This is a genomic window from Nonomuraea sp. NPDC048882 (assembly GCF_040649755.1).
GTDB classification, from domain to species: Bacteria; Actinomycetota; Actinomycetes; order Streptosporangiales; family Streptosporangiaceae; genus Nonomuraea; species Nonomuraea maheshkhaliensis.
Map to the genome: position 1 here is coordinate 42,168 of NZ_JBEZGB010000009.1, position 18,181 is coordinate 60,348.

The window sequence follows — 18,181 nt, forward strand, 5'->3', positions numbered from 1 at the left end:
CATGTCAGCCCCCGTACTGGAGAAACCCCTGGAACGGACCGGCCGCGCCGGCGGCGGTCTGTTCGACCCCCGGCACCTGCTCCTGGCGCTGCCCGAGGCGCTGAGGAAGCTCAATCCCGCCACGCTGTGGCGCAACCCGGTCATGTTCGTCGTGGAGATCGGCGCGGCGTTCACCACCGTCCTGGCCGTCCTGCGGCCGTCGTTCTTCGCCTGGGCCGTCGTGGTGTGGCTGTGGCTGACCGCGATCTTCGCGAACCTGGCCGAGGCCGTCGCCGAGGGGCGCGGCAAGGCGCAGGCGGCCACGCTGCGCCGGGCCAGGACCGGCACCAGGGCCCGCCGCCTGAGGAGCAGGGACGCGGCCGAGTGGGACGAGATCGGCGCGCCCGAGCTCAGGCCGGGCGACTTCGTGGTCGTCGAGGCGGGAGAGATCATCCCGGGCGACGGCGACGTGGTGGAGGGCATCGCCTCGGTGGACGAATCGGCCATCACCGGCGAGTCCGCCCCCGTCATCCGCGAGTCCGGCGGCGACCGCAGCGCCGTGACCGGCGGCACCAGGGTGCTGTCGGACCGGATCGTCGTGCGCATCACGCAGCAGCCGGGCGAGAGCTTCATCGACCGCATGATCGCCCTGGTCGAGGGCGCGAACCGGCAGAAGACGCCGAACGAGATCGCGCTCAACATCCTGCTCGCCGCGCTGACGATCGTCTTCCTGGTCGCCACCGCGACCATGCAGCCGCTGGCCGTCTACTCCAAACTGGTCAACCCGGGCGTGCCCGACTCCCTGGCTCTCGACGCGAACGGTGTCACCGGCGTCGTGCTGGTGTCGCTGCTGGTCTGCCTGATCCCCACCACGATCGGCGCGTTGCTGTCGGCCATCGGCATCGCCGGCATGGACCGCCTGGTGCAGCGCAACGTCCTGGCGATGTCGGGACGGGCCGTCGAGGCGGCGGGGGACGTGTCCACGCTGCTGCTGGACAAGACCGGCACGATCACCCTGGGCAACCGGCAGGCGTCGGAGTTCGTCCCCGTCGCCGGGGTCACGGAACGGGACCTGGCGGAGGCGGCGCAGTTGTCGAGCCTGGCCGACGAGACACCAGAGGGCCGCTCGATCGTGGTGTTCGCCAAGGAACGTCACGGCCTGCGCGAGCGCGAGATCCACGGCGCCGAATGGGTGCAGTTCACCGCACAGACCCGCATGTCAGGCGTGAACTTCGAAGGCCGCGAAGTCCGCAAGGGCGCCGCCACGGCGGTGATGAAGTGGGTGCGCGACGCCGGCGGCCACCCCACCGACGAGGTGGGGCACATCGTGGACGGCATCTCGGCCTCCGGCGGCACCCCGCTGGTCGTGGCCGAGCGCGACCGGGTGCTCGGCGTGATCCACCTCAAGGACGTGGTCAAGCAGGGCATGCGGGAACGGTTCGACGAGATGCGCCGCATGGGCATCCGTACCGTCATGATCACCGGCGACAACCCGCTCACCGCCAAGGCCATCGCCGACGAGGCAGGCGTGGACGACTTCCTGGCCGAGGCCACCCCCGAGGACAAGCTCGCGCTCATCAAGAAGGAGCAGGAGGGCGGCCGGCTGGTCGCGATGACCGGCGACGGCACCAACGACGCGCCCGCCCTGGCGCAGTCGGACGTCGGCGTGGCCATGAACACCGGCACCAGCGCCGCCAAGGAGGCCGGGAACATGGTCGACCTCGACTCCAACCCGACCAAGCTGATCGAGATCGTGGAGATCGGCAAGCAACTGCTCATCACGCGCGGCGCGCTGACCACGTTCTCGATCGCGAACGACGTCGCCAAGTACTTCGCGATCATCCCGGCCATGTTCGCGGCCGTCTACCCGGGCCTGGACGCGCTCAACATCATGCGCCTGTCCAGCCCGCAGTCCGCGATCCTGGCCGCGGTCGTCTTCAACGCGCTGATCATCGTCGCGTTGATCCCGCTGGCGCTGCGCGGCGTCCGCTACCGCCCGTCGAGCGCGTCCAAGCTGCTCAGCCGCAACCTGTACGTCTACGGCCTGGGCGGCATCGTCGCGCCGTTCATCGGCATCAAGATCATCGACCTTCTGGTCCAGTTCCTTCCGGGGATGAGCTGACATGCAACGTCTGCCCGCCTGGCTGCGCCCGCATCTCGCCGCGATCCGCGCGGTGGCCGTACTGACGGTGCTGCTCGGCCTGATCTACCCGCTGGCCGTCACCGGCCTGGCCCAGGTGCTGTTCCACGACTCGGCCAACGGCTCGATCGTCAATGGGAACGCCGGGAGCGCGATCATCGGCCAGTCCTTCACCGACGCGCGCGGCGTGCCGGTCGGGAAGTACTTCCAGTCCCGGCCCTCGGCCGCCGGAGACGGTTACGACCCGACCGCCACCGGCGCCTCCAACCTCGGCCCCGAGGACGTCGTGGACACCCTGCCCACGCCGGGCGAGGAGGGCAGGCAGTCGCTGCTCACCCGGGTCTGCGCCCGTTCCAAGGCGGCCGGTGAGCTGGAGGGCGTCAGCGGCGCCCGTCCGTACTGCACGCCCGACGGGGTCGGCGCGGTGCTGAAGGTCTTCCCCGATCACGCGGTCAGCGTCAACCAGCCCTGCCCCGCCACCCCGTTCCTGGCCACCTACCAGGGGCTGCCGGTCGAGTGCGGCCGGCCGGGCGCGGACTACGCGGCCGGCCGGACCGTCCCCGTGCGCGGCGACGCCGGCGCGCCCGCCGTCCCCGCCGACGCGGTGACGGCGAGCGGCTCGGGCCTGGACCCGCACATCTCCGTGGCCTACGCCGACCTCCAGGCGCCCCGCGTGGCCAGGGAACGCGGCATCGCCGTCGAACAGGTGAAAGCGCTGATCGCCGAGCACACCACGGGCCGCGTGCTCGGGTTCGCCGGCGAGCCCGCCGTCAACGTGCTCGAACTCAACCTGGCGCTCGACCGGACATGAGCCGGGGCCGCCTGCGCGTCTACCTCGGGGCCGCGCCCGGGGTAGGCAAGACGTACGCGATGCTCGGGGAGGGCCGCAGAGCCGTCGAACGGGGCCGGGACGTGGTCGTGGGGCTCGTCGAGACCCACGGCCGCCCCCGCACCGCGGCCCTGCTGGACGGCCTTGAGGTGGTTCCGCGCAGGACGGTGACGCACCGGGGCGTGCCGCTCACCGAGCTGGACACCGAGGCGGTGATCGCCCGCCGGCCCCGGGTGGCGCTGATCGACGAGCTGGCCCACACCAACGTGCCCGGCTCGAAGAACGCCAAGCGCTGGCAGGACGTCGACGAGATCCTCGACGCCGGCATCGACGTCGTCTCCACGGTCAACATCCAGCACCTGGAGTCGGTCAACGACGTCGTCGAGCAGATCACCGGCGTGCCGCAGCGCGAGACCGTGCCGGACGAGGTGGTGCGCGGCGCCGATCAGGTCGAGCTGGTCGACATGTCGCCCGAGGCGCTGCGCCGCCGCATGGCGCACGGGAACGTCTACGGCTCGTCCAAAGTGGACGCCGCCCTGGCGAACTACTTCCGCGTCGGCAACCTGACCGCGCTGCGCGAGCTGGCCCTGCTGTGGGTGGCCGGTGAGGTGGACGACCAGCTCGACCGCTACCGCGCCGACCACGGCATCGCCACGACCTGGGAGACCCGCGAACGCGTGGTGGTCGCCCTGACCGGCGGCCGGGAGGGCGACACCCTGATCCGCAGGGCCGCCCGCATCGCGGCCAGGACCAAGGGTGCCGACCTGCTGGCCGTCCACGTCACCAGCGCCGACGGGCTGGCCGGGGCCGACCCGGCCAGCCTGGCCCGCCAGCGCACCCTCGTCGAGAGCATGGGCGGCAGCTACCACCAGGTCGTCGGGGACGACGTCTCCCAGGCGCTGCTCGACTTCGCCCGTGGCGTGAACGCCACCCAGCTCGTGCTCGGCGCCTCCCGCAGGGGCCGCTTCGCGCAGATCCTCTCGCGCGGCGTCGGGGTCGAGACCACCGCCCGCTCCGGCTCCATCGACGTCCACATGATCACCCATGAGGAGGCCAGGAAGGGGCGGCGCCGGCGGGCCGGCTCCCGCGCCGCGCTCACCCGCAGGCGGCGGCTGGCCGGCTGGGTGCTGGCGGTGGCCGGGATGCCGCTGCTGACGCTGGTGTTGTCGCCGTTCCGCGACGTGCTGTCGCTGCCCAGCGAGATCCTGCTCTTCCTCTGCCTGACGATCGGGGTCGCGCTGGCCGGCGGCATGTGGCCGGCCATCACCGCGGCCGTGGGCGGGTCGCTGCTGCTCAACTGGTACTTCACGCCGCCGCTCGGCGAGTTCACGATCAGCGATCCGGAGAGCCTGTTCGCGCTGGTGGTGTTCGTCGCGGTGGCGGCGGCGGTGAGCACGATCGTGGACGTCGCCGCCCGCCGTACCCGCCAGGCCGCCCGCGCAGGGGCCGACGCCGAGCTGCTGTCCACGCTGGCCGGGCACGTGCTGCGCGGCCAGGCCGCCGTACCATCCCTGCTGGCACGCATGCGCGAGACGTTCGGCCTGGACTCGGTCACGCTGCTCGAACGCCGGCCCGAGGCCGCTCGCACGCCCGACGTCCGCACCGACCCCGGCGCCTGGCGGATCGCGGCCACCTCCGGTGGCGAGCCCGCGACCTGCCCCGGCCGGGCCGACACCGACGTGGTCATCGACGACGACATGATCATGGCCGCCAGGGGCGGGCCGCTGGAGGCGGCCGACCGCACGGTGCTGGAGGCCTTCGCCGCCGAGGCCGCCGTCGCCCTGCGCCAGGAACGCCTGCGCGAGGAGGCCGAACGGGCCCGCCCGCTGGCCGCGGCCGACCGGATGCGCACCGCGCTGCTCGCCGCCGTCAGCCACGACCTGCGCACCCCGCTCGCCTCGGCCAAGGCCGCGGTCGAGAGCCTGAGCGGCACCGAGGTCGCCTGGTCGCCCGAGGACCGCGCCGAACTGCTCGCCACCGCCGCCGAATCCCTCGACAAACTGGACCGGCTCGTCGCGAACCTGCTCGACATGAGCCGGCTGCAGGCCGGAGTGCTCGGCGTCGCTCTGGAGCCGGTCGATCTGGAGGAGATCGTCCCGCGCGCCGCCGACGACCTCGGGCCGCCGCGCGACCGCGTCGAGTACGACCTCCCCGCCGGGCTGCCCGACGTCCTGGCCGACCCGGTGCTGCTGGAGCGGGTCCTGGTCAACCTCATGTCGAACGCCGTCCGCTACAGCCCGCCCTCGGAACGGGTGAGGGTCACGGCCGGGCGGCACGGGGAGCGGGTCGAGGTACGCGTCGTCGATCGCGGGCCCGGCCTGCCGCCCGAGGCGTACGACCGGGTGTTCCAGCCGTTCCAGCGGCTCGGGGACCGGGACAACCACGCGGGGGTGGGGCTCGGCCTGGCCCTGTCGCGCGGGCTCACGGAGGCGATGGGCGGGGCTCTCGTCCCCGAGGAGACGCCCGGGGGCGGGCTCACCATGACCCTCACCCTGCCTGTCGCCGCCGATTGATCGGGGGTGATCCGGCGGGGAGCGGCGGGCGAATCAGTTCCCGGAGGGGATTGCCGCCGCTGGGAGGGGCGAGGCGTTGAACGAACCACATATTTCCGGCAGATCTGCTGGTTTCCCTGGCCAGGGGGCTGGTGGTCCGGGCAGACCGGCCGGGTTCTTTGATTCGGGGGTCGGGCGGGCGGCCGGGTTTCCTGACTCGTGGGCCGGCCGGGCGGCCGTGACCTGGGGGCTGCCCGCAGCGGCGGATCCCGGGACGGTCCTGCCGTGCGTGGTGCTCGTGGACCAGGCGGGGAGTGCCGAGTTCACGGGGCTGCAGCGGGGGTTGTCCGCGCTGGGCGTGCCGAGCCTGCGGATCGACGCCCAGGCGCTCGCGGGCCTGGCGCTGACCCTGGAGGAGGACGGCTCGCTGCGGATCGACGGCCGCCGGATCGTCCCCGCAGTCACCTGGGCCCGCCACCTGCCGCCAGGTGCGGCGCCCGGCCACGCGTACCCGGCGCCGTCCCCGGTCATGGCCGGCCCGTGGCACGCGCTGATCGGCCGGTTGCCGGAGCTGTCCAGGGTGCGGCTGCCCGGCGCGGGCGATCCGGGGCGGCTCGTACGGCTGAGGGACGCGGCCAGGGCGGGCGTACGCACCCCCAGGACGATCGTCACGACCGACGCCGCCACGGCGGCCGGAACCCTCGGCGGCCCCCGCGCCGTCGTCAAGCCCCTCGACCGCCACACGACAGGCACCACCCCCAGCCTCGTCCCCTGCCCCGTGCCAGGAGCCAACGCAATGCCAGGAACCGGTCCGGTGCGGGGCGTGCCGGTCATCGTGCAGGAGTACGTCGAGCACCGGGCCGAGCTCCGCGTCCACCACGTGGACGGCGTCCTGCGGGCCTTCCGCGTGACCAGGCCCTCACCCACGGCGAGCCGGCATCACCCGGCGGTCACGGTCGCCCAGGTGGCGGTCCCCGAGGCCGTCGCCAGGGCCGTGCGCGAGCTGGCCGGGCGCTGGGAGCTGCGTTACGCGGCCTTCGACTTCCTGCTGACGGCACGGGGCCCGGTCTTCCTCGAAGCCGACGGCGACGGCGACTGGCACTGGTACGAGACCAGGGCAGGCGTGGAGGACGTCTCCCGCGCCGTGCTCGCCATGGTCCGCGACCTGCACGCCCGCGCGGCCCGACGGAACAGCGCGCCGGCCCCCGGCACCACGGCGGAAATGCCGGCAGGCCGGACGGCCGGGCGTGCGTCGATGGGCCGGGTAGCGGGGCGCACCCTGGTGGAGCCGGTGGCGGAGGACACTGGTCCGGCCGGTGGCGCGGGACTGGACGCCCGTGTGCTCGGGCCGCTCGACCTGAACATGGCCGGCACGCCTCTGCCCGTCACCGCCAGGAAGGCGAGGCTGCTGATCGCCGTCCTGCTCACGCTGCCGAACGAGGTGGTCCCCACCGACCAACTGATCGCCACACTCTGGCAGGACGCTCCGCCGCCCACAGCCCGCAAGAACCTCCAGGTGTACATCTCCACGATGCGCAGGCACCTCGGCGACCGGATCTCCTTCCACGGCCGTGGCTACCGCATGGCCGTGGAGCCGGAGGAGCTGGACCTGCTCAGGTTCCGCCGGCTGGCCGGCGCCGGGCGCGACCTGCGGGGCAGGAGAGAGGCTGGCGCGGCGCTGGAGGCGCTGGAGGGGGCGCTGCGGCTGTGGCGGGGCGGGCCGCTCGCGGAGTTCGCCGGGGTGCCGATGCTCGACGAGGCGATCGGCCGGTTCACCGAGGCGTACCTGGCGGCCGGCGAGGACTGGGCGGAGCTGGCGATCGAGCAGGGCCGGCCCGCCGAGGCGCTCGCGAGGCTCGACGAGGTGGTGCGGCTCTCGCCTGACCGCGAGCGGCTGGTCGCCGCCCGGATGCGCGCTCTGGCCGGCTGCGGGCGCACCTCCGAGGCACTGTCGCAGTACGAGTCCGTACGCCGCGATCTCGCCGCCCGCCTGGGCCTGCCCCCGAGCCCCGCCCTGACCAGGCTCTACGAGGAGATCCTGGGCGGCGAGAAGCAGGGCGCGGCCTGAGCACCGGGCAGGGGAGGCGTCACAGCAGCACCAGGACGAGGTTGACGTGATGGGTGACGGTGGGGGAGATGGCGCCGCCGGTGGCCATCCAGGCGCCGCCGAACAGCACGGGCCCGGCGATCCGGCTGTCGGGCGGAGTGCGTCCGAGCAGCGCGGTGACCCTGCGCGTGACATGGGAGCCGGTGAGTGCGAGCCGGCCCGGCCCATCATGGGGGCCGGAAGGGGCGGACCCCATGATGGGCTGGGCCAGCGCGACCCGGGCGATCGTCCGCGCGGTCAGCACCCGGTCGCCGACCGCCACGGCGGCCTCCTCGTCGGCCCAGCGTTCGAGCGCGTACCGCAGCGCCCGGTACGGATACGCCAGGAAGGGGAAGACGCGGGTGAAGACCGAGCCCGCCACCAGGTAGAGATGGTGGCGGTGCTTGAGATGGGCGGCCTCGTGGCGGAACACGACCTCAAGCTCGCGCCTGGACAGCAGCCCGACCAGGCCGCTGGAGAGGATCACCCCGCCCTCGTGCCCCGGCACCGCCATCGCGTACGGCCGTTCGTCGGCGACGACCCCCGTGCCCAGAGCCCTGACCGCGCGGAGCTCCCGCCGCCAGCGCAGCGCGGAGCAGGTCACCGCCACGGCGATGAGCACCAGCAGCGCCCCCGCCGCGACCCCCACCGGAAGGGGGACCCGGCCGTTGTCGGCCAGCAGGCCGCCCGCCAGCGCGGCTTTCGCCGGGGTCCAGACGCCGGTGGCCATCACGACGAGGAAGGCCAGCAGGCCGAGCACGGCCGACGCGGAGGCGCCGATGAACAGGATCAGGATCCGCGCCGTCCAGGCGGGATGCATGCGGGGCTGCCGCCACGCGACGACCAGGGTGCTCAGCGCCAGCAGCGCGGTCGGCAGGTAGATCTCCAGGTTCACCGCTGCTCTCCCGTCTCGTCGAGCAGCGCGCGCAGGGCCTCCTCCTCCTTGGGGTTGAGGCCGTGGACGAACTGGCTGAGCACCGCCGACGGATTGTGCGCCAGCCGCAGGTGGCCGAACATCCGCTCGGCGGCCAGGCCGGGCTCGTCGGCGGTCAGCCGGTAGACGTAGGCCCGCCCCCGCTTCTCGCGGTCGACCATGTTCTTGTCCAGCAGGCGGAACAGGATCGTGTTCACCGTCGTGTACGCGGCCCCGCCGGCCAGCCGGTCGCCGATGTCGTTGGGCGACAGGAACCCGTCCGCCCCCGCCAGCACGGCGAGCACCTCGGCCTCCAGTTGCCCGAGCTTGCGCCGCGACATCGAACCGCACCTCCACCGCTCCGACGGCCCTCTCTGCCGGAACCGTATCCCATCCTCCGGCCGGTGGCAGGCCGGGCTCGTCCACCACGCGGCTCCAGGCAGCCGCGCGCAGCTACGACATTTGTCGTAGAAGAAAAGGAGTGACCCAAGGAGCGACCCCAAGGAGTGACATGGCCAAGGCGGGCGACGCCCTTCACCGCGCATTCTTCGGCCTGCTGGCCCTCCTGCCCGCCACGGGCGCGCAGGAGTCGGTACGCCGCTACTTCGACTGGTGGCACCGCAGGCCCGACCCCTGGCGCTACACCAGCGACGGCTACGAGCGCGACCGGCACGCGGCACTGCTCGGCTGCCTGCCCCGGCGCGAGTACGCCCGCATCCTCGACGTCGGCTGCAGCGAAGGCGTCTTCACCGACCTGCTGGCCACGGCCCACCCGGGGGCGGAGACGCTGGGCGTGGACATCTCGTCGCAGGCCATCCGCAGCGCCGCGCGACGCGCCGCCTCGGCCGCCCGCTTCGCCTGTCTGGACATCCGCAGGCACGCGCCGCAGGGCGCGTTCGACCTGGTGGTCTGCACCGAGATGCTCTACTACGTGGGTGGTGCGCGCAGCCTGCGCCAGGTCTCGGGGCGGCTGGCCGGCCTGCTGGAGCCCGGCGGCGTGCTGATGGTCTCCCACCCGTTCCCTGAGTCCAGGCGGCTGCACCGCCACTTCTCGGCGGCGGGCTCGCTACGCCAGATCGAGGAGCTCGTCGTACGCGGGAACGGCCGCCCCTACGGGATCTCGGTGTACGGCCGCGCCCCGGACACCCTCACCGCGAGCCCCTGAGACCGCGAGCCCCTGAGACCCCGAGCCCCTGAGACCCCGAGCCCCTGAGACCCCGAGCCCCCTGAGAGCCCGAGCCCCGTTCACCGCAGCCCCCTGACGGACAACAGGAACGAGGCGGCCCCCATCGCCACGGACAGCAGGACCAGCAGCGCCGCGCCCACGACCAGCAGCACGCGGCGCCCACGCGTGGGCCGTCCTGAGCGCTCGTCGTCGGGCGGAGGGACAGCCATAGGCGGACGCTAACATCCGGGCCCCGCCGCGACCGGCGCGGACGCGCGGACGACCGGTTCCCGCCTGCTTGTCAGCGCCCGCCCCAGACGCTGCGCGGGCACCTCGACGAGCCGGTACGTGACCCAGCTCGCGGCCAGCACGGCCCCCGTGACGAGCACCGTGGCGACCGCCTGGAGGGGCAGGGAGGCGGCACGCAGGTCGCCCGCCAGCTCGACGAGCACCTTCAGCAGCGGGACGTGCGTCAGGTAGAGCGAGTAGCTGACGAGCCCCAGCCACGCCAGCGCCCGCGGCACCCGCCGCTCCCGCAGCGCCATGCCGGCGGCGAAGGTGAGCGCGGCGAGCGTGAGCGTGGTGATCCACACGTCGGGCCGCACCCACCACCAGCCGGCCTGCGGCGCCCACACCGGCGCCACGGCGACGAGCGCGGCGGCGGGCACGATCGGCCAGAGCCGTCCGGTGCCGCGTTCCCACCGGTGGACCGCGTTCCCGACGAACATGACCGCCAGCATCGCCGCGCCGAACCAGGGCGTGCGCCCGCTGAGGAACAGCAGCGCGACCGCCCCCGCGCCCAGGGCGCACGTCGCGGCCATCGCGGCCCGCCGCGCGAGCACGCACGCCAGCCCGGCGGCGAAGCCGGCGCTCGACACCCACACGGGCCAGTCGCCGGCCAGCGGCGGGCCGGACAGCATCAGCCCCGCCACCATCGCGCCGGCCGCGAACAGCAGCGCGGCCACGCCGCCGCCCGCGTGCACGCCCGCCGCGTACATGGCGGCGGCCACGAGATAGAACACCATCTCGTACGACAGCGTCCACATCGGATCGACCACCGCGGCCACGCCCACCACGTCGGTCAGCATGGTGAGATGCGCCGCCACGGCCGTCAGGTCGCGGGGGACGGCCTCGCGCACCGGGATCCACCACGACAGCGCGAGCGTCAGGACGATGACCGCCAGGTAGAGCGGATACAGACGAAAGGCACGGGAGATCCAGAAAGCCCGCAGATCACCCCGCCGCTCCAGCGAGAACGGAATGATGTAGCCGCTGACCAGGAAGAACACCAGCACGCCATAGATGCCCAGATTGCACCAGTAGGGGCGCAGCGAGGGCATGACGGCCTGCAACATGTGCTCGGCGAGCACCGCGATCGCCGCGATCCCCCGGAGAGCGTCCAGCCAGGCCAGGCGCGGGCGGGCAGACGCAGGTGAGGAATCAGGCGCGGCGGGGATCACCCCGGCAATTTACCGAACCTTTAACGTCGCGCCATCCCGTTATCCATAGGGGGTGTGGCAGGTGTGGCGGAAGCGGTCCTGGGCGGCTGCTAGGGTGATAGGCACTTTTGATCGAGTGCCTGGTTGACCTCGACAGGGCAGCCCCTCGGATCGCGTACACAGGGAGAGCGGACATGGCAGGTGACGACGACATCTCCGGGTGATACCGGAAGATGACGGCCCCGGCGGGCGCGCCCATGCCGCCGCCGTGCGGGCCATGCCGTCGTTCCACCGTCCCTGCCCCCGCTCATCGGGGTTCCCGTCACCGGGCGACCGCCGTCGCGCGCCCGCGTACCCGTACGAGGTTTTTCGCCATGTCCGATGCCTTCATCGTCTGCTCCGGCCTGTCCTTCTCCTGGCCCGGCGACGTGCCGGTCTTCCAGAACCTGTCCTTCACCGTCGGCGCCGGCCGCACGGGGCTCGTCGCCCCCAACGGCGCGGGCAAGAGCACGCTGCTCAAGCTGATCGCCGGCGAACTCCGGTCGGCCGCCGGGTCGGTGACCGTCCAGGGCACGCTCGGCTACCTGCCGCAGACCCTGCCCTTCTCGGCCGGGCCGCGCTCCGGCGGGCTCACCGTGGCCGAGGTGCTCGGCATCGCGCCCGTGATCGCGGCGCTGGACGCCATCGAGGCCGGTGACGCGAGCGAGGAGCACTTCACCACGATCGGCAACGATTGGGACATCGAGGAGCGCACCAGGGCCCAGCTCGACCGCCTCGGTCTCGGCGAGCTCGGCTTCGGCCGCACCCTCGACACGCTCAGCGGCGGCCAGGTCATCTCGCTCGGCCTGGCCGCGCAACTGCTGCGGCGCCCCGACGTGCTGCTGCTCGACGAGCCGACCAACAACCTCGACCTCGACGCCAGGAACCGGCTGCACGGCGTGCTGGAGACGTGGAACGGGTGCCTGCTGCTGGTCAGCCACGACCGGGCGCTGCTCGACCGGATGGACCGCATCGCCGAGCTGCACGAGGGCGAGCTGCGTTCGTACGGCGGGAACTTCACCGCGTACGAGGAGGCCGTGCGCGCCGAGCAGGAGGCCGCCGAGAAGAACGTGCGCAACGCCGAGCAGGAGCTCAAGCGCGAGAAGCGGGAGCTGCAGCAGGCCAGGGAGCGGGCCGACCGCCGGGCCAGCAACGCCGCCCGCAACCTCAAGAGCGCCGGCCTGCCCCGCATCTTCGCCGGGAACATGAAACGCGGTGCCCAGGAGTCGGCGGGCAAGGCGGGCCAGACCCACGCCGCGCGGGTCGGCGACGCCAAGGCCAGGCTCGACGAGGCGGAGCGCGCCGTGCGCGACGACCAGAAGCTGGTGCTGGAGCTGCCGGGAACCCGCGTCCCGGCCGGCCGCACGCTCTTCCACGCCGAACGGCTGCAGGCGGGCTTCCCCGGCGAACGGCCGCGGGCGGGGCACGACGGACGGACGCTCTACGCAGGAGAAGGGCTGGACCTGACCGTGCGCGGGCCCGAGCGCATCGCGCTGACCGGCCCCAACGGCGCCGGCAAATCCACCCTGCTACGCCTGGTCGAGGGCGGTCTTGAGCCGGAAAGCGGCCTGATCAGGCGGGCGGACGGCCGGATCGCCTACCTGTCGCAGCGGCTCGACCTGCTCGACGTGGACCGCACCGTGGCGGAGAACTTCGCCGCGTTCGCCCCCGAGCTGCCCCAGGCCGACCGGATGAACCTGCTGGCCCGCTTCCTGTTCCGGGGCGCCAAGGCGCACCTGCCGGTGGGGGTGCTCTCGGGCGGCGAACGGCTGCGCGCCACCCTGGCCTGCGTCCTGTGCGCCGAGCCCGCGCCCCAGCTCCTGCTGCTCGACGAGCCCACCAACAACCTCGACCTGGTCAGCGTCGGGCAGCTGGAGAGCGCGCTGAACGCGTACGAGGGGGCGTTCATCGTGGTCAGCCACGACGAGCGGTTCCTGGCCGGGATCGGGGTCGAGCGGCGGCTGCGGCTGGCGGAGGGCCGGCTGACCGAGCTCGCATGAGCGGACACATCCCGCAGGAGGCATAGTTTCGCGGTCCCGTCTCGTCCTTGCCGGTGACATCGTGAGGAGGACCGGGTGGATCCAGGATTTGCGGCGAACTTCCGGCAGTTCGTCATCGACAGGTCGGGCGCGCTCTTCCGCACCGCCTACCTGCTGACCGGTGACCGGCACGCCGCCGAGGACCTGGTGCAGTCGGCTCTGGCCAAGACGGCCGCGCGCTGGCGCGGCCTGCGGGACCCGGCGGCCATCGAGGGTTATGTCCGCCGGGCCATGTACCACGAACAGGTGAGCCGGTGGCGCCGCCGCGCCAAGATCGTCGAGCTGAGCACCGCCGAGCAGCCCGACGTGCCGCGCGACGGGCACGCCGACAGCGCCGACCTGCGCCTGACCATGCGGGCGGCGCTGGCCAGGCTGACGCCGCGCCAGCGGACCATGCTCGTGCTGCGTTACTTCGAGGACATGTCGGAGACCGAGATCGCGCGCCTGCTGGGCGTGCGGGTGGGCTCGGTCCGCAGCCAGATCTACCGCTCGCTGGAGCGGCTGAAGCGGTCCGCCCCCGAGCTGAGCACTGTGAGGGAGTTCAGATGAACGTCGAGGACCTGCTCCGCGAGACCCTCGCCGAACTGGCGGACGAGGAGCGGCCACCGCACCCCGAGCGTTTCCTGCGCTCGCTCCCGCCGCCCCGCACGCACCGGCGGGGCGTCGCCCTGGCCGCCGCGGCCGCCGTCGTGGTGCTGGCGGCGGGCGGCACCGTCGCGGTGCGGACCCTGTCGGAGCCGGACCGGCCGGCCCCGCCGGCGGCCACGCGGGCGGCCACGCGGCCGCAACCGCGGCCGGACCGGGTCGTCATCAAGGAGGGGACACGCCTCGCCGACGTTCTCGCCCGGCTCGCCCACGCGACCGGCAGACCCCTCGCCGCCTTCGCGCAGGCCGCGCGGGACGGGCGGGCGCTGGGCCTGCCCGCCTACGCCAAGGGCCGGCTGGAGGGCTTCGCCTACCCGGGCACGTACGAGTACACCACCGCCACCACCCCCACGGAACTCCTCGCCGCGATGGTGGCCCGATTCCGCACGGAGTCCGCCAAGCTCGGCCTGGACGCCCGGCCCGCGCCTCTCGACGTCGTCATCATCGCCAGCCTGGTGCAGGCGGAGTCGCCCAGCAAGGCCGACATGCCCAAGGTGGCCCGCGTCATCCGCAACCGCCTGGATCGCGGCATGTATCTGCAGCTCGACTGCACGGTCATGTACGGACTCGGCAAGTACGGCATCCAGGCGACCGTGAAGGACGTCAAGGCGCGGACGCCGTACAACACCTACCGCCACCGCGGCCTGCCTCCGGGCCCCATCCTCGCCCCCGGCACGGCGGCGCTCAAGGCGGCCCTGCACCCCGCCAAGGGGTCCTGGCTGTACTTCGTGGCCGTCGATCCGAAGACCGGCGCCCTGGAGTACGCCACCACCCAGGCGGAGTACGAGGACCTCGTCAAACGCTACAAGGGCTGACCGGTCAGCCGGCCGCTCTGGAGCCGTTCGCGCGCCCGTGTTCCAGCGACGCGAACAGCTGCTCCCAGAGCGGCATCACGACCTGCGGGGTGTAGGAGACGGCCGTCTCCGCGGCGGCGGCCCCCATCCGCACCCGCAGGTCGCGGTCGGCGATCACCTCGCCGAGCGCGGCGGCCAGGGCGTCCGTGTCGCGCGGCGGCACCAGCACCCCGTCCTTGCCCGGGGTGAGGACGTCGGCGGGCCCGGTGGGGCAGTCGAAGGCGACGATCGGCAGGGCGTGGCCCATGGCCTCGATCATCGCCATCGGCAGCCCCTCGATCCTGGAGCTGAGCGTGTAGACGGATGCCCTGGCCAGCTCGTCGTGGATGCGGTTGCTGCGCCCCATCAGCCTCACCTGGTCACCCAGCCCGGCCTCGTCGATGCGCTCCTGCAACCGCTCCTTCAACGGGCCGGTGCCGAAGATGCGCAGCTTCCATCCGGGATGCTCGCGGGCGACGGTCTCGAAGGCGGTGATCAGCAGGTCGAAGCCCTTCTGGGGCACCAACCGGCCGACGGCGATCACGACGGGGTTCTGCTGCCGGCTGTGCTCGCGGTCGTCCATGTGCACCGCGTTCGGGATGCGCACCACCGGCGTTCCGGGGAGGAGGGTGGTGTACTCCTCGCGGCTGGTCTCGGTCAGCACGGCGATGGTGTCGAAGCGGCCGTAGTGGCGGGCGATCTGCTCGCGCACGGCCTCGTGGTAGGAGGCCAGGTTCATGTGCTCCTGGGCGACCCGGATCACGCTCGCCGGCGTGCGGCGGGCCGAGATCAGGTTGAGCGCCGGGCGCGTGGTGACGAGGACGCCGTCGGTGAGCGAGGAGACGTAGTCGATGACCGCCCCCTCCACGCGCTCGGTGAAGTACTCGGCGGCGAACTCGCCGTACGGGACGATCTTGCCGCGGGCGCGCCGCCACACCTTCCTGGCCAGCGAGTCGGGTACGACGCCGTCGCGCTGGTCCACCAGCGCCGACAGCCCGACCCGGGGGTCGATGGCGAACTGCGGCTCGTCGCGGCGGCGGACCACGCTGACGATCTCGACGTCGTGGCCCGCCTCGGCCATGGCATTGGCCTGGTTGACCACGGTACGGATGGTGCCGCCCATGCCGTACGCGTGCAGCAGCATGTAGCGGATCTTCACGAGAGGTACTCCCAGGTCCGGCACATGACCTTGAGCCCTTCGGGGATCTCCTCCGCCCGGGGCAGCTCGCGGCCCCGTTGCACCATGCCCGACTGGATCTTGTCCTTCCAGTCGCCGAGACCCTTGGTCACCACCTCGGGCCGGCCGTAGGACAGCAGCTCGGGAGCCCAGGGCAGGCCGAGGAAGTCGCAGATGCCGCGCGAGATTCGCTCCGGGTCGGCGGTCAGCTCCTCGTAACGCACGGTCAGGCCGTGCAGCGCGGTGCGGGCCCGCTGCACGGCCTTCATGTACCGCAGCGCGTCGGCCGCGGCCTCGTCGGGGGTGCGCTTGTCAGGGCTGGCCTCGTGCCAGGAGGTCGCGATCGAGGCGGGGTGACGCAGCAGGAAGAGGAACCGGGCGTCCGGCCAGCAGGCGGACAGGCGCTCGTAGGCGAACGCGTTGGCCGGGGTCTTCTCGACGATGAACCGTTTGCCGCTGCGTACCAGCTCGCGGTGGAGCACCCGATCCCACAGCAGATGTTCGAGATCGGCCTTGGTGTGTCCGAGGGCGGACATCGCCCTCTCGGCCAGCGAGGTATCGAATTCCACTCGCAACCGGCGTACGTGCAGCTCATGGGGAGCGTGCAGGTCCGGGTGAGCGTTGAGCATCGCCCGCAGCAGCGTGGAGCCCGACCGGACCGGCGAGATGATGAACACCGGTGCCCGCAGCAGGCGGTCGGTCTCGGGATCGGCGGGCGGACGGAACGGCGTCTCCGGCCGCTTGGCCGGGACCTTCGCCGGCGAGCCCGCCGTTTGCCCTGCTTTACCTACTCGGTTGACCTGGAATCCTGTGTACCTGGCCAGCGCGCCGTTTATTGTGCGCTGCCACTTCATGCCGAGGGAGATTACCCGGCTTACCTGGAGATTGCCTGTGTGATGCACCAGGTCGGAGGGCTTGTGCGGGCGAAATGACGGTTTCGCCGGGCCTGTGGCGTCAGGAGGGGTGAGGGAGGCGTCAGGGAGCGCAGATCACCGAGAACCAGACGACCTTGCCGCCGCTGGCGGCGGCTACGCCCCACTCGTCGGCGATCGCGGCGACGATCTGCAGCCCCCGCCCCGAGGGCGCGTCCAGGTCGGGTGAGCGCTGGGCGGGGATGCCGTCGCCCGGGTCGAAGACCTCGCCGTACAGCCGGTCCGCGCGGGTCTCCAGGCGCAGGGCGTAGGCGGAGCCGCCGTGGCGTACGGCGTTGGTGACCAGCTCGCTCACGATGAGCAGGCAGTCGTCGATGATGTGCGTGAGGCCCCAATGGATCAGGTCGGAGCGGACGAGGGAGCGGGCCTCGCCGACCCCCGCGGGCACGGACGGCAGCAGGTATTCCACCGTGCGGGCCGGCGGGGCGGACAGGGACCCTGGCTGGAGGGCCATACGCATCACATCTCTCGACCTTTGGGAGCGCTCCCAATTCCACGATAATCGTTCACCTTCGCTCTTGTGAATGCGTGAGGGGAAGATTCTCGGCGGAAGGGGCGGATTCTCAGGGGATGGGGTCCACGGCTTCTCGGGGGATGCGGCTCACGGCTGCTCAGGGGATGCGGGCCACGGCGCCGAAGTTGCCGGACGAGCTGGGCTCGTCGCGGCAGGCGAGGTCGCCGCCGCCAGGACGCCACTCGGGCACCCACACCAGACCGGGCTCCATCAGGTCGAGCCCCTCCAGCAGGGCCGCCACCTCCTCACGCGACCGGATCGCGAGGTGGGGCAGCGTCATCGCGAGCATGTCGCGGATGGCGGGCAGCAACTCCGGCGGGATGCCGTCGAACGTGGTGTGCAGCAGACCGAGGAAACTGTCGGCGGGAGCGGTGTGACGCAGGCGCTTGATGACGTAGTGGGCGTGCTCGTCGTCGTCGAGGCTGTAGGCCGACAGCAGCAGCACGGCCATGGGGCGGTCCCAGTCGAGGAAGGTCTGCACCACGTGGTCGCGCAGCACGTCGTCGATCTCCCTGGCGTCGCCCTCCACCACGCGCACCAGATCGGTGAACGGTTCGATGGTGGCCTGGGCCATGGCGACGACCATCGGATTGTTCTCGACATACAGCACGCGCGGGTCCGAGGCGGCGGAACGACGGGCCAGATCATGTAACCGATTGCCGGCCGGAAGGCCACTGGGGATGCCACTACCGACGATCATGAATTGGTCGATGCCCTCGACGGTGGCAAGATGGCGAATCATCCGGGAGAGAAACTCGAGCACCGCGCGGGCCGCGTTCGTCAGGGCGGGGGTGGCTTGATCAAAATGGCGCACCGTGTCCTTGTCGGCCAGGAAGTTGTTCTTCCCGCCGGCCGCCGCGTCGAAAAGGCGGGTGATCCTGGCCTGCGTGGTTTCGAGCTTGGCCAAGTTTCGGACAGCACGCTGATGCATGAGCGTTGCCCCTTTCCCCTCGCCGCTA

Annotated in this window: 16 protein-coding genes; 8 read left to right on the forward strand and 8 right to left on the reverse strand. The window is 72.4% G+C overall.

All coding sequences use genetic code 11. The features are described from left to right. The first annotated feature begins 1 nt into the window (after position 1). From kdpB to AB0C27_RS30030, 4 genes are all read left to right on the forward strand, one after another. The gene (gene kdpB, locus AB0C27_RS30015) at positions 2–2,101 is read left to right on the forward strand and encodes a potassium-transporting ATPase subunit KdpB (RefSeq protein ID WP_357850391.1); all 2,100 of its coding nucleotides are present in this window, start codon (positions 2–4) and stop codon (positions 2,099–2,101) included. A 1-nt stretch (position 2,102) separates the two neighbouring features. Next, entirely contained in the window at positions 2,103–2,930 is an 828-nt protein-coding gene (locus AB0C27_RS30020) for a potassium-transporting ATPase subunit C (protein ID WP_357850394.1), read from the forward strand. Continuing rightward, positions 2,927–5,461 carry a DUF4118 domain-containing protein gene (locus tag AB0C27_RS30025; RefSeq protein WP_357850397.1) on the forward strand — a complete coding sequence of 845 codons (2,535 nt, stop codon included), beginning with the start codon at positions 2,927–2,929 and terminating at the stop codon, positions 5,459–5,461. Before AB0C27_RS30020 ends, AB0C27_RS30025 begins: the two co-directional genes overlap by 4 nt. A 217-nt stretch (positions 5,462–5,678) precedes the next feature. Continuing rightward, positions 5,679–7,508, forward strand: a complete 1,830-nt coding sequence (locus AB0C27_RS30030) for an AfsR/SARP family transcriptional regulator (RefSeq protein ID WP_357850400.1) — start codon at positions 5,679–5,681, stop codon at positions 7,506–7,508. A gap of 19 nt (positions 7,509–7,527) precedes the next feature. Here AB0C27_RS30030 and AB0C27_RS30035 read toward each other — a convergent pair whose 3' ends face one another. Further along, positions 7,528–8,421 (reverse strand): M48 family metalloprotease, encoded by an 894-nt coding sequence (locus AB0C27_RS30035; RefSeq protein ID WP_357850403.1) that lies wholly within the window; start codon positions 8,419–8,421, stop codon positions 7,528–7,530. Next, positions 8,418–8,780 carry a BlaI/MecI/CopY family transcriptional regulator gene (locus AB0C27_RS30040; protein ID WP_357850406.1) on the reverse strand — a complete coding sequence of 121 codons (363 nt, stop codon included), beginning with the start codon at positions 8,778–8,780 and terminating at the stop codon, positions 8,418–8,420. The genes AB0C27_RS30035 and AB0C27_RS30040 overlap by 4 nt, the downstream gene beginning before the upstream one ends. Positions 8,781–8,950: 170 nt before the next feature. On the opposite strand from AB0C27_RS30040, the gene AB0C27_RS30045 reads away from it, so the two are divergent. Continuing rightward, positions 8,951–9,604 carry an SAM-dependent methyltransferase gene (locus tag AB0C27_RS30045; protein ID WP_357850409.1) on the forward strand — a complete coding sequence of 218 codons (654 nt, stop codon included), beginning with the start codon at positions 8,951–8,953 and terminating at the stop codon, positions 9,602–9,604. Positions 9,605–9,684: 80 nt separating this feature from the next. Here the strand turns inward: AB0C27_RS30045 and AB0C27_RS30050 are convergent, their stop codons facing one another. After that, positions 9,685–9,834: a hypothetical protein gene (locus AB0C27_RS30050; protein WP_357850412.1), complete on the reverse strand. Its 150-nt coding sequence runs from the start codon at positions 9,832–9,834 to the stop codon at positions 9,685–9,687. 9 nt (positions 9,835–9,843) lie between these two features. Beyond that, on the reverse strand, positions 9,844–11,064 hold the full coding sequence (locus AB0C27_RS30055) for an acyltransferase (protein WP_357850415.1): 1,221 nt from the start codon (positions 11,062–11,064) through the stop codon (positions 9,844–9,846). A gap of 353 nt (positions 11,065–11,417) precedes the next feature. On the opposite strand from AB0C27_RS30055, the gene AB0C27_RS30060 reads away from it, so the two are divergent. The 3 genes from AB0C27_RS30060 to mltG all read left to right on the forward strand — a co-directional run bounded on the left by AB0C27_RS30060 (position 11,418) and on the right by mltG (position 14,581). Beyond that, positions 11,418–13,082, forward strand: coding sequence for an ABC-F family ATP-binding cassette domain-containing protein (locus AB0C27_RS30060; RefSeq protein WP_357850418.1), 1,665 nt, complete (start codon positions 11,418–11,420; stop codon positions 13,080–13,082). 75 nt (positions 13,083–13,157) lie between these two features. Next, on the forward strand, positions 13,158–13,670 hold the full coding sequence (locus AB0C27_RS30065) for a SigE family RNA polymerase sigma factor (RefSeq protein ID WP_357850421.1): 513 nt from the start codon (positions 13,158–13,160) through the stop codon (positions 13,668–13,670). Continuing rightward, complete coding sequence (gene mltG, locus AB0C27_RS30070; RefSeq protein ID WP_357850424.1) at positions 13,667–14,581, forward strand: endolytic transglycosylase MltG; 915 nt, start codon at positions 13,667–13,669, stop codon at positions 14,579–14,581. The genes AB0C27_RS30065 and mltG overlap by 4 nt, the downstream gene beginning before the upstream one ends. Before the next feature lie 4 nt (positions 14,582–14,585). Here mltG and AB0C27_RS30075 read toward each other — a convergent pair whose 3' ends face one another. The 4 genes from AB0C27_RS30075 to AB0C27_RS30090 form a co-directional block, all read right to left on the reverse strand. Beyond that, entirely contained in the window at positions 14,586–15,758 is a 1,173-nt protein-coding gene (locus tag AB0C27_RS30075) for a glycosyltransferase family 4 protein (RefSeq protein ID WP_357850427.1), read from the reverse strand. Further along, positions 15,755–16,630, reverse strand: a complete 876-nt coding sequence (locus tag AB0C27_RS30080; protein WP_357850430.1) for a sulfotransferase — start codon at positions 16,628–16,630, stop codon at positions 15,755–15,757. Before AB0C27_RS30080 ends, AB0C27_RS30075 begins: the two co-directional genes overlap by 4 nt. A 121-nt stretch (positions 16,631–16,751) precedes the next feature. Next, the gene (locus AB0C27_RS30085) at positions 16,752–17,168 is read right to left on the reverse strand and encodes an ATP-binding protein (protein WP_357850433.1); all 417 of its coding nucleotides are present in this window, start codon (positions 17,166–17,168) and stop codon (positions 16,752–16,754) included. A 151-nt stretch (positions 17,169–17,319) separates the two neighbouring features. Next, complete coding sequence (locus AB0C27_RS30090) at positions 17,320–18,129, reverse strand: SAM-dependent methyltransferase (protein ID WP_357850436.1); 810 nt, start codon at positions 18,127–18,129, stop codon at positions 17,320–17,322. Positions 18,130–18,181 lie beyond the last annotated feature (52 nt).

Bases quoted from the DNA above. Each gene is read 5' to 3' on its own strand.
- kdpB (WP_357850391.1), top strand. From the start codon at position 2: ATGTCAGCCCCCGTACTGGAGAAACCCCTGGAACGGACCGGCCGCGCC.
- AB0C27_RS30020 (WP_357850394.1), top strand. From the start codon at position 2,103: ATGCAACGTCTGCCCGCCTGGCTGCGCCCGCATCTCGCCGCGATCCGC.
- AB0C27_RS30025 (WP_357850397.1), top strand. From the start codon at position 2,927: ATGAGCCGGGGCCGCCTGCGCGTCTACCTCGGGGCCGCGCCCGGGGTA.
- AB0C27_RS30040 (WP_357850406.1), bottom strand. From the start codon at position 8,780: ATGTCGCGGCGCAAGCTCGGGCAACTGGAGGCCGAGGTGCTCGCCGTG.
- AB0C27_RS30045 (WP_357850409.1), top strand. From the start codon at position 8,951: ATGGCCAAGGCGGGCGACGCCCTTCACCGCGCATTCTTCGGCCTGCTG.
- AB0C27_RS30050 (WP_357850412.1), bottom strand. From the start codon at position 9,834: ATGGCTGTCCCTCCGCCCGACGACGAGCGCTCAGGACGGCCCACGCGT.
- AB0C27_RS30060 (WP_357850418.1), top strand. From the start codon at position 11,418: ATGTCCGATGCCTTCATCGTCTGCTCCGGCCTGTCCTTCTCCTGGCCC.
- mltG (WP_357850424.1), top strand. From the start codon at position 13,667: ATGAACGTCGAGGACCTGCTCCGCGAGACCCTCGCCGAACTGGCGGAC.
- AB0C27_RS30080 (WP_357850430.1), bottom strand. From the start codon at position 16,630: ATGAAGTGGCAGCGCACAATAAACGGCGCGCTGGCCAGGTACACAGGA.
- AB0C27_RS30085 (WP_357850433.1), bottom strand. From the start codon at position 17,168: ATGCGTATGGCCCTCCAGCCAGGGTCCCTGTCCGCCCCGCCGGCCCGC.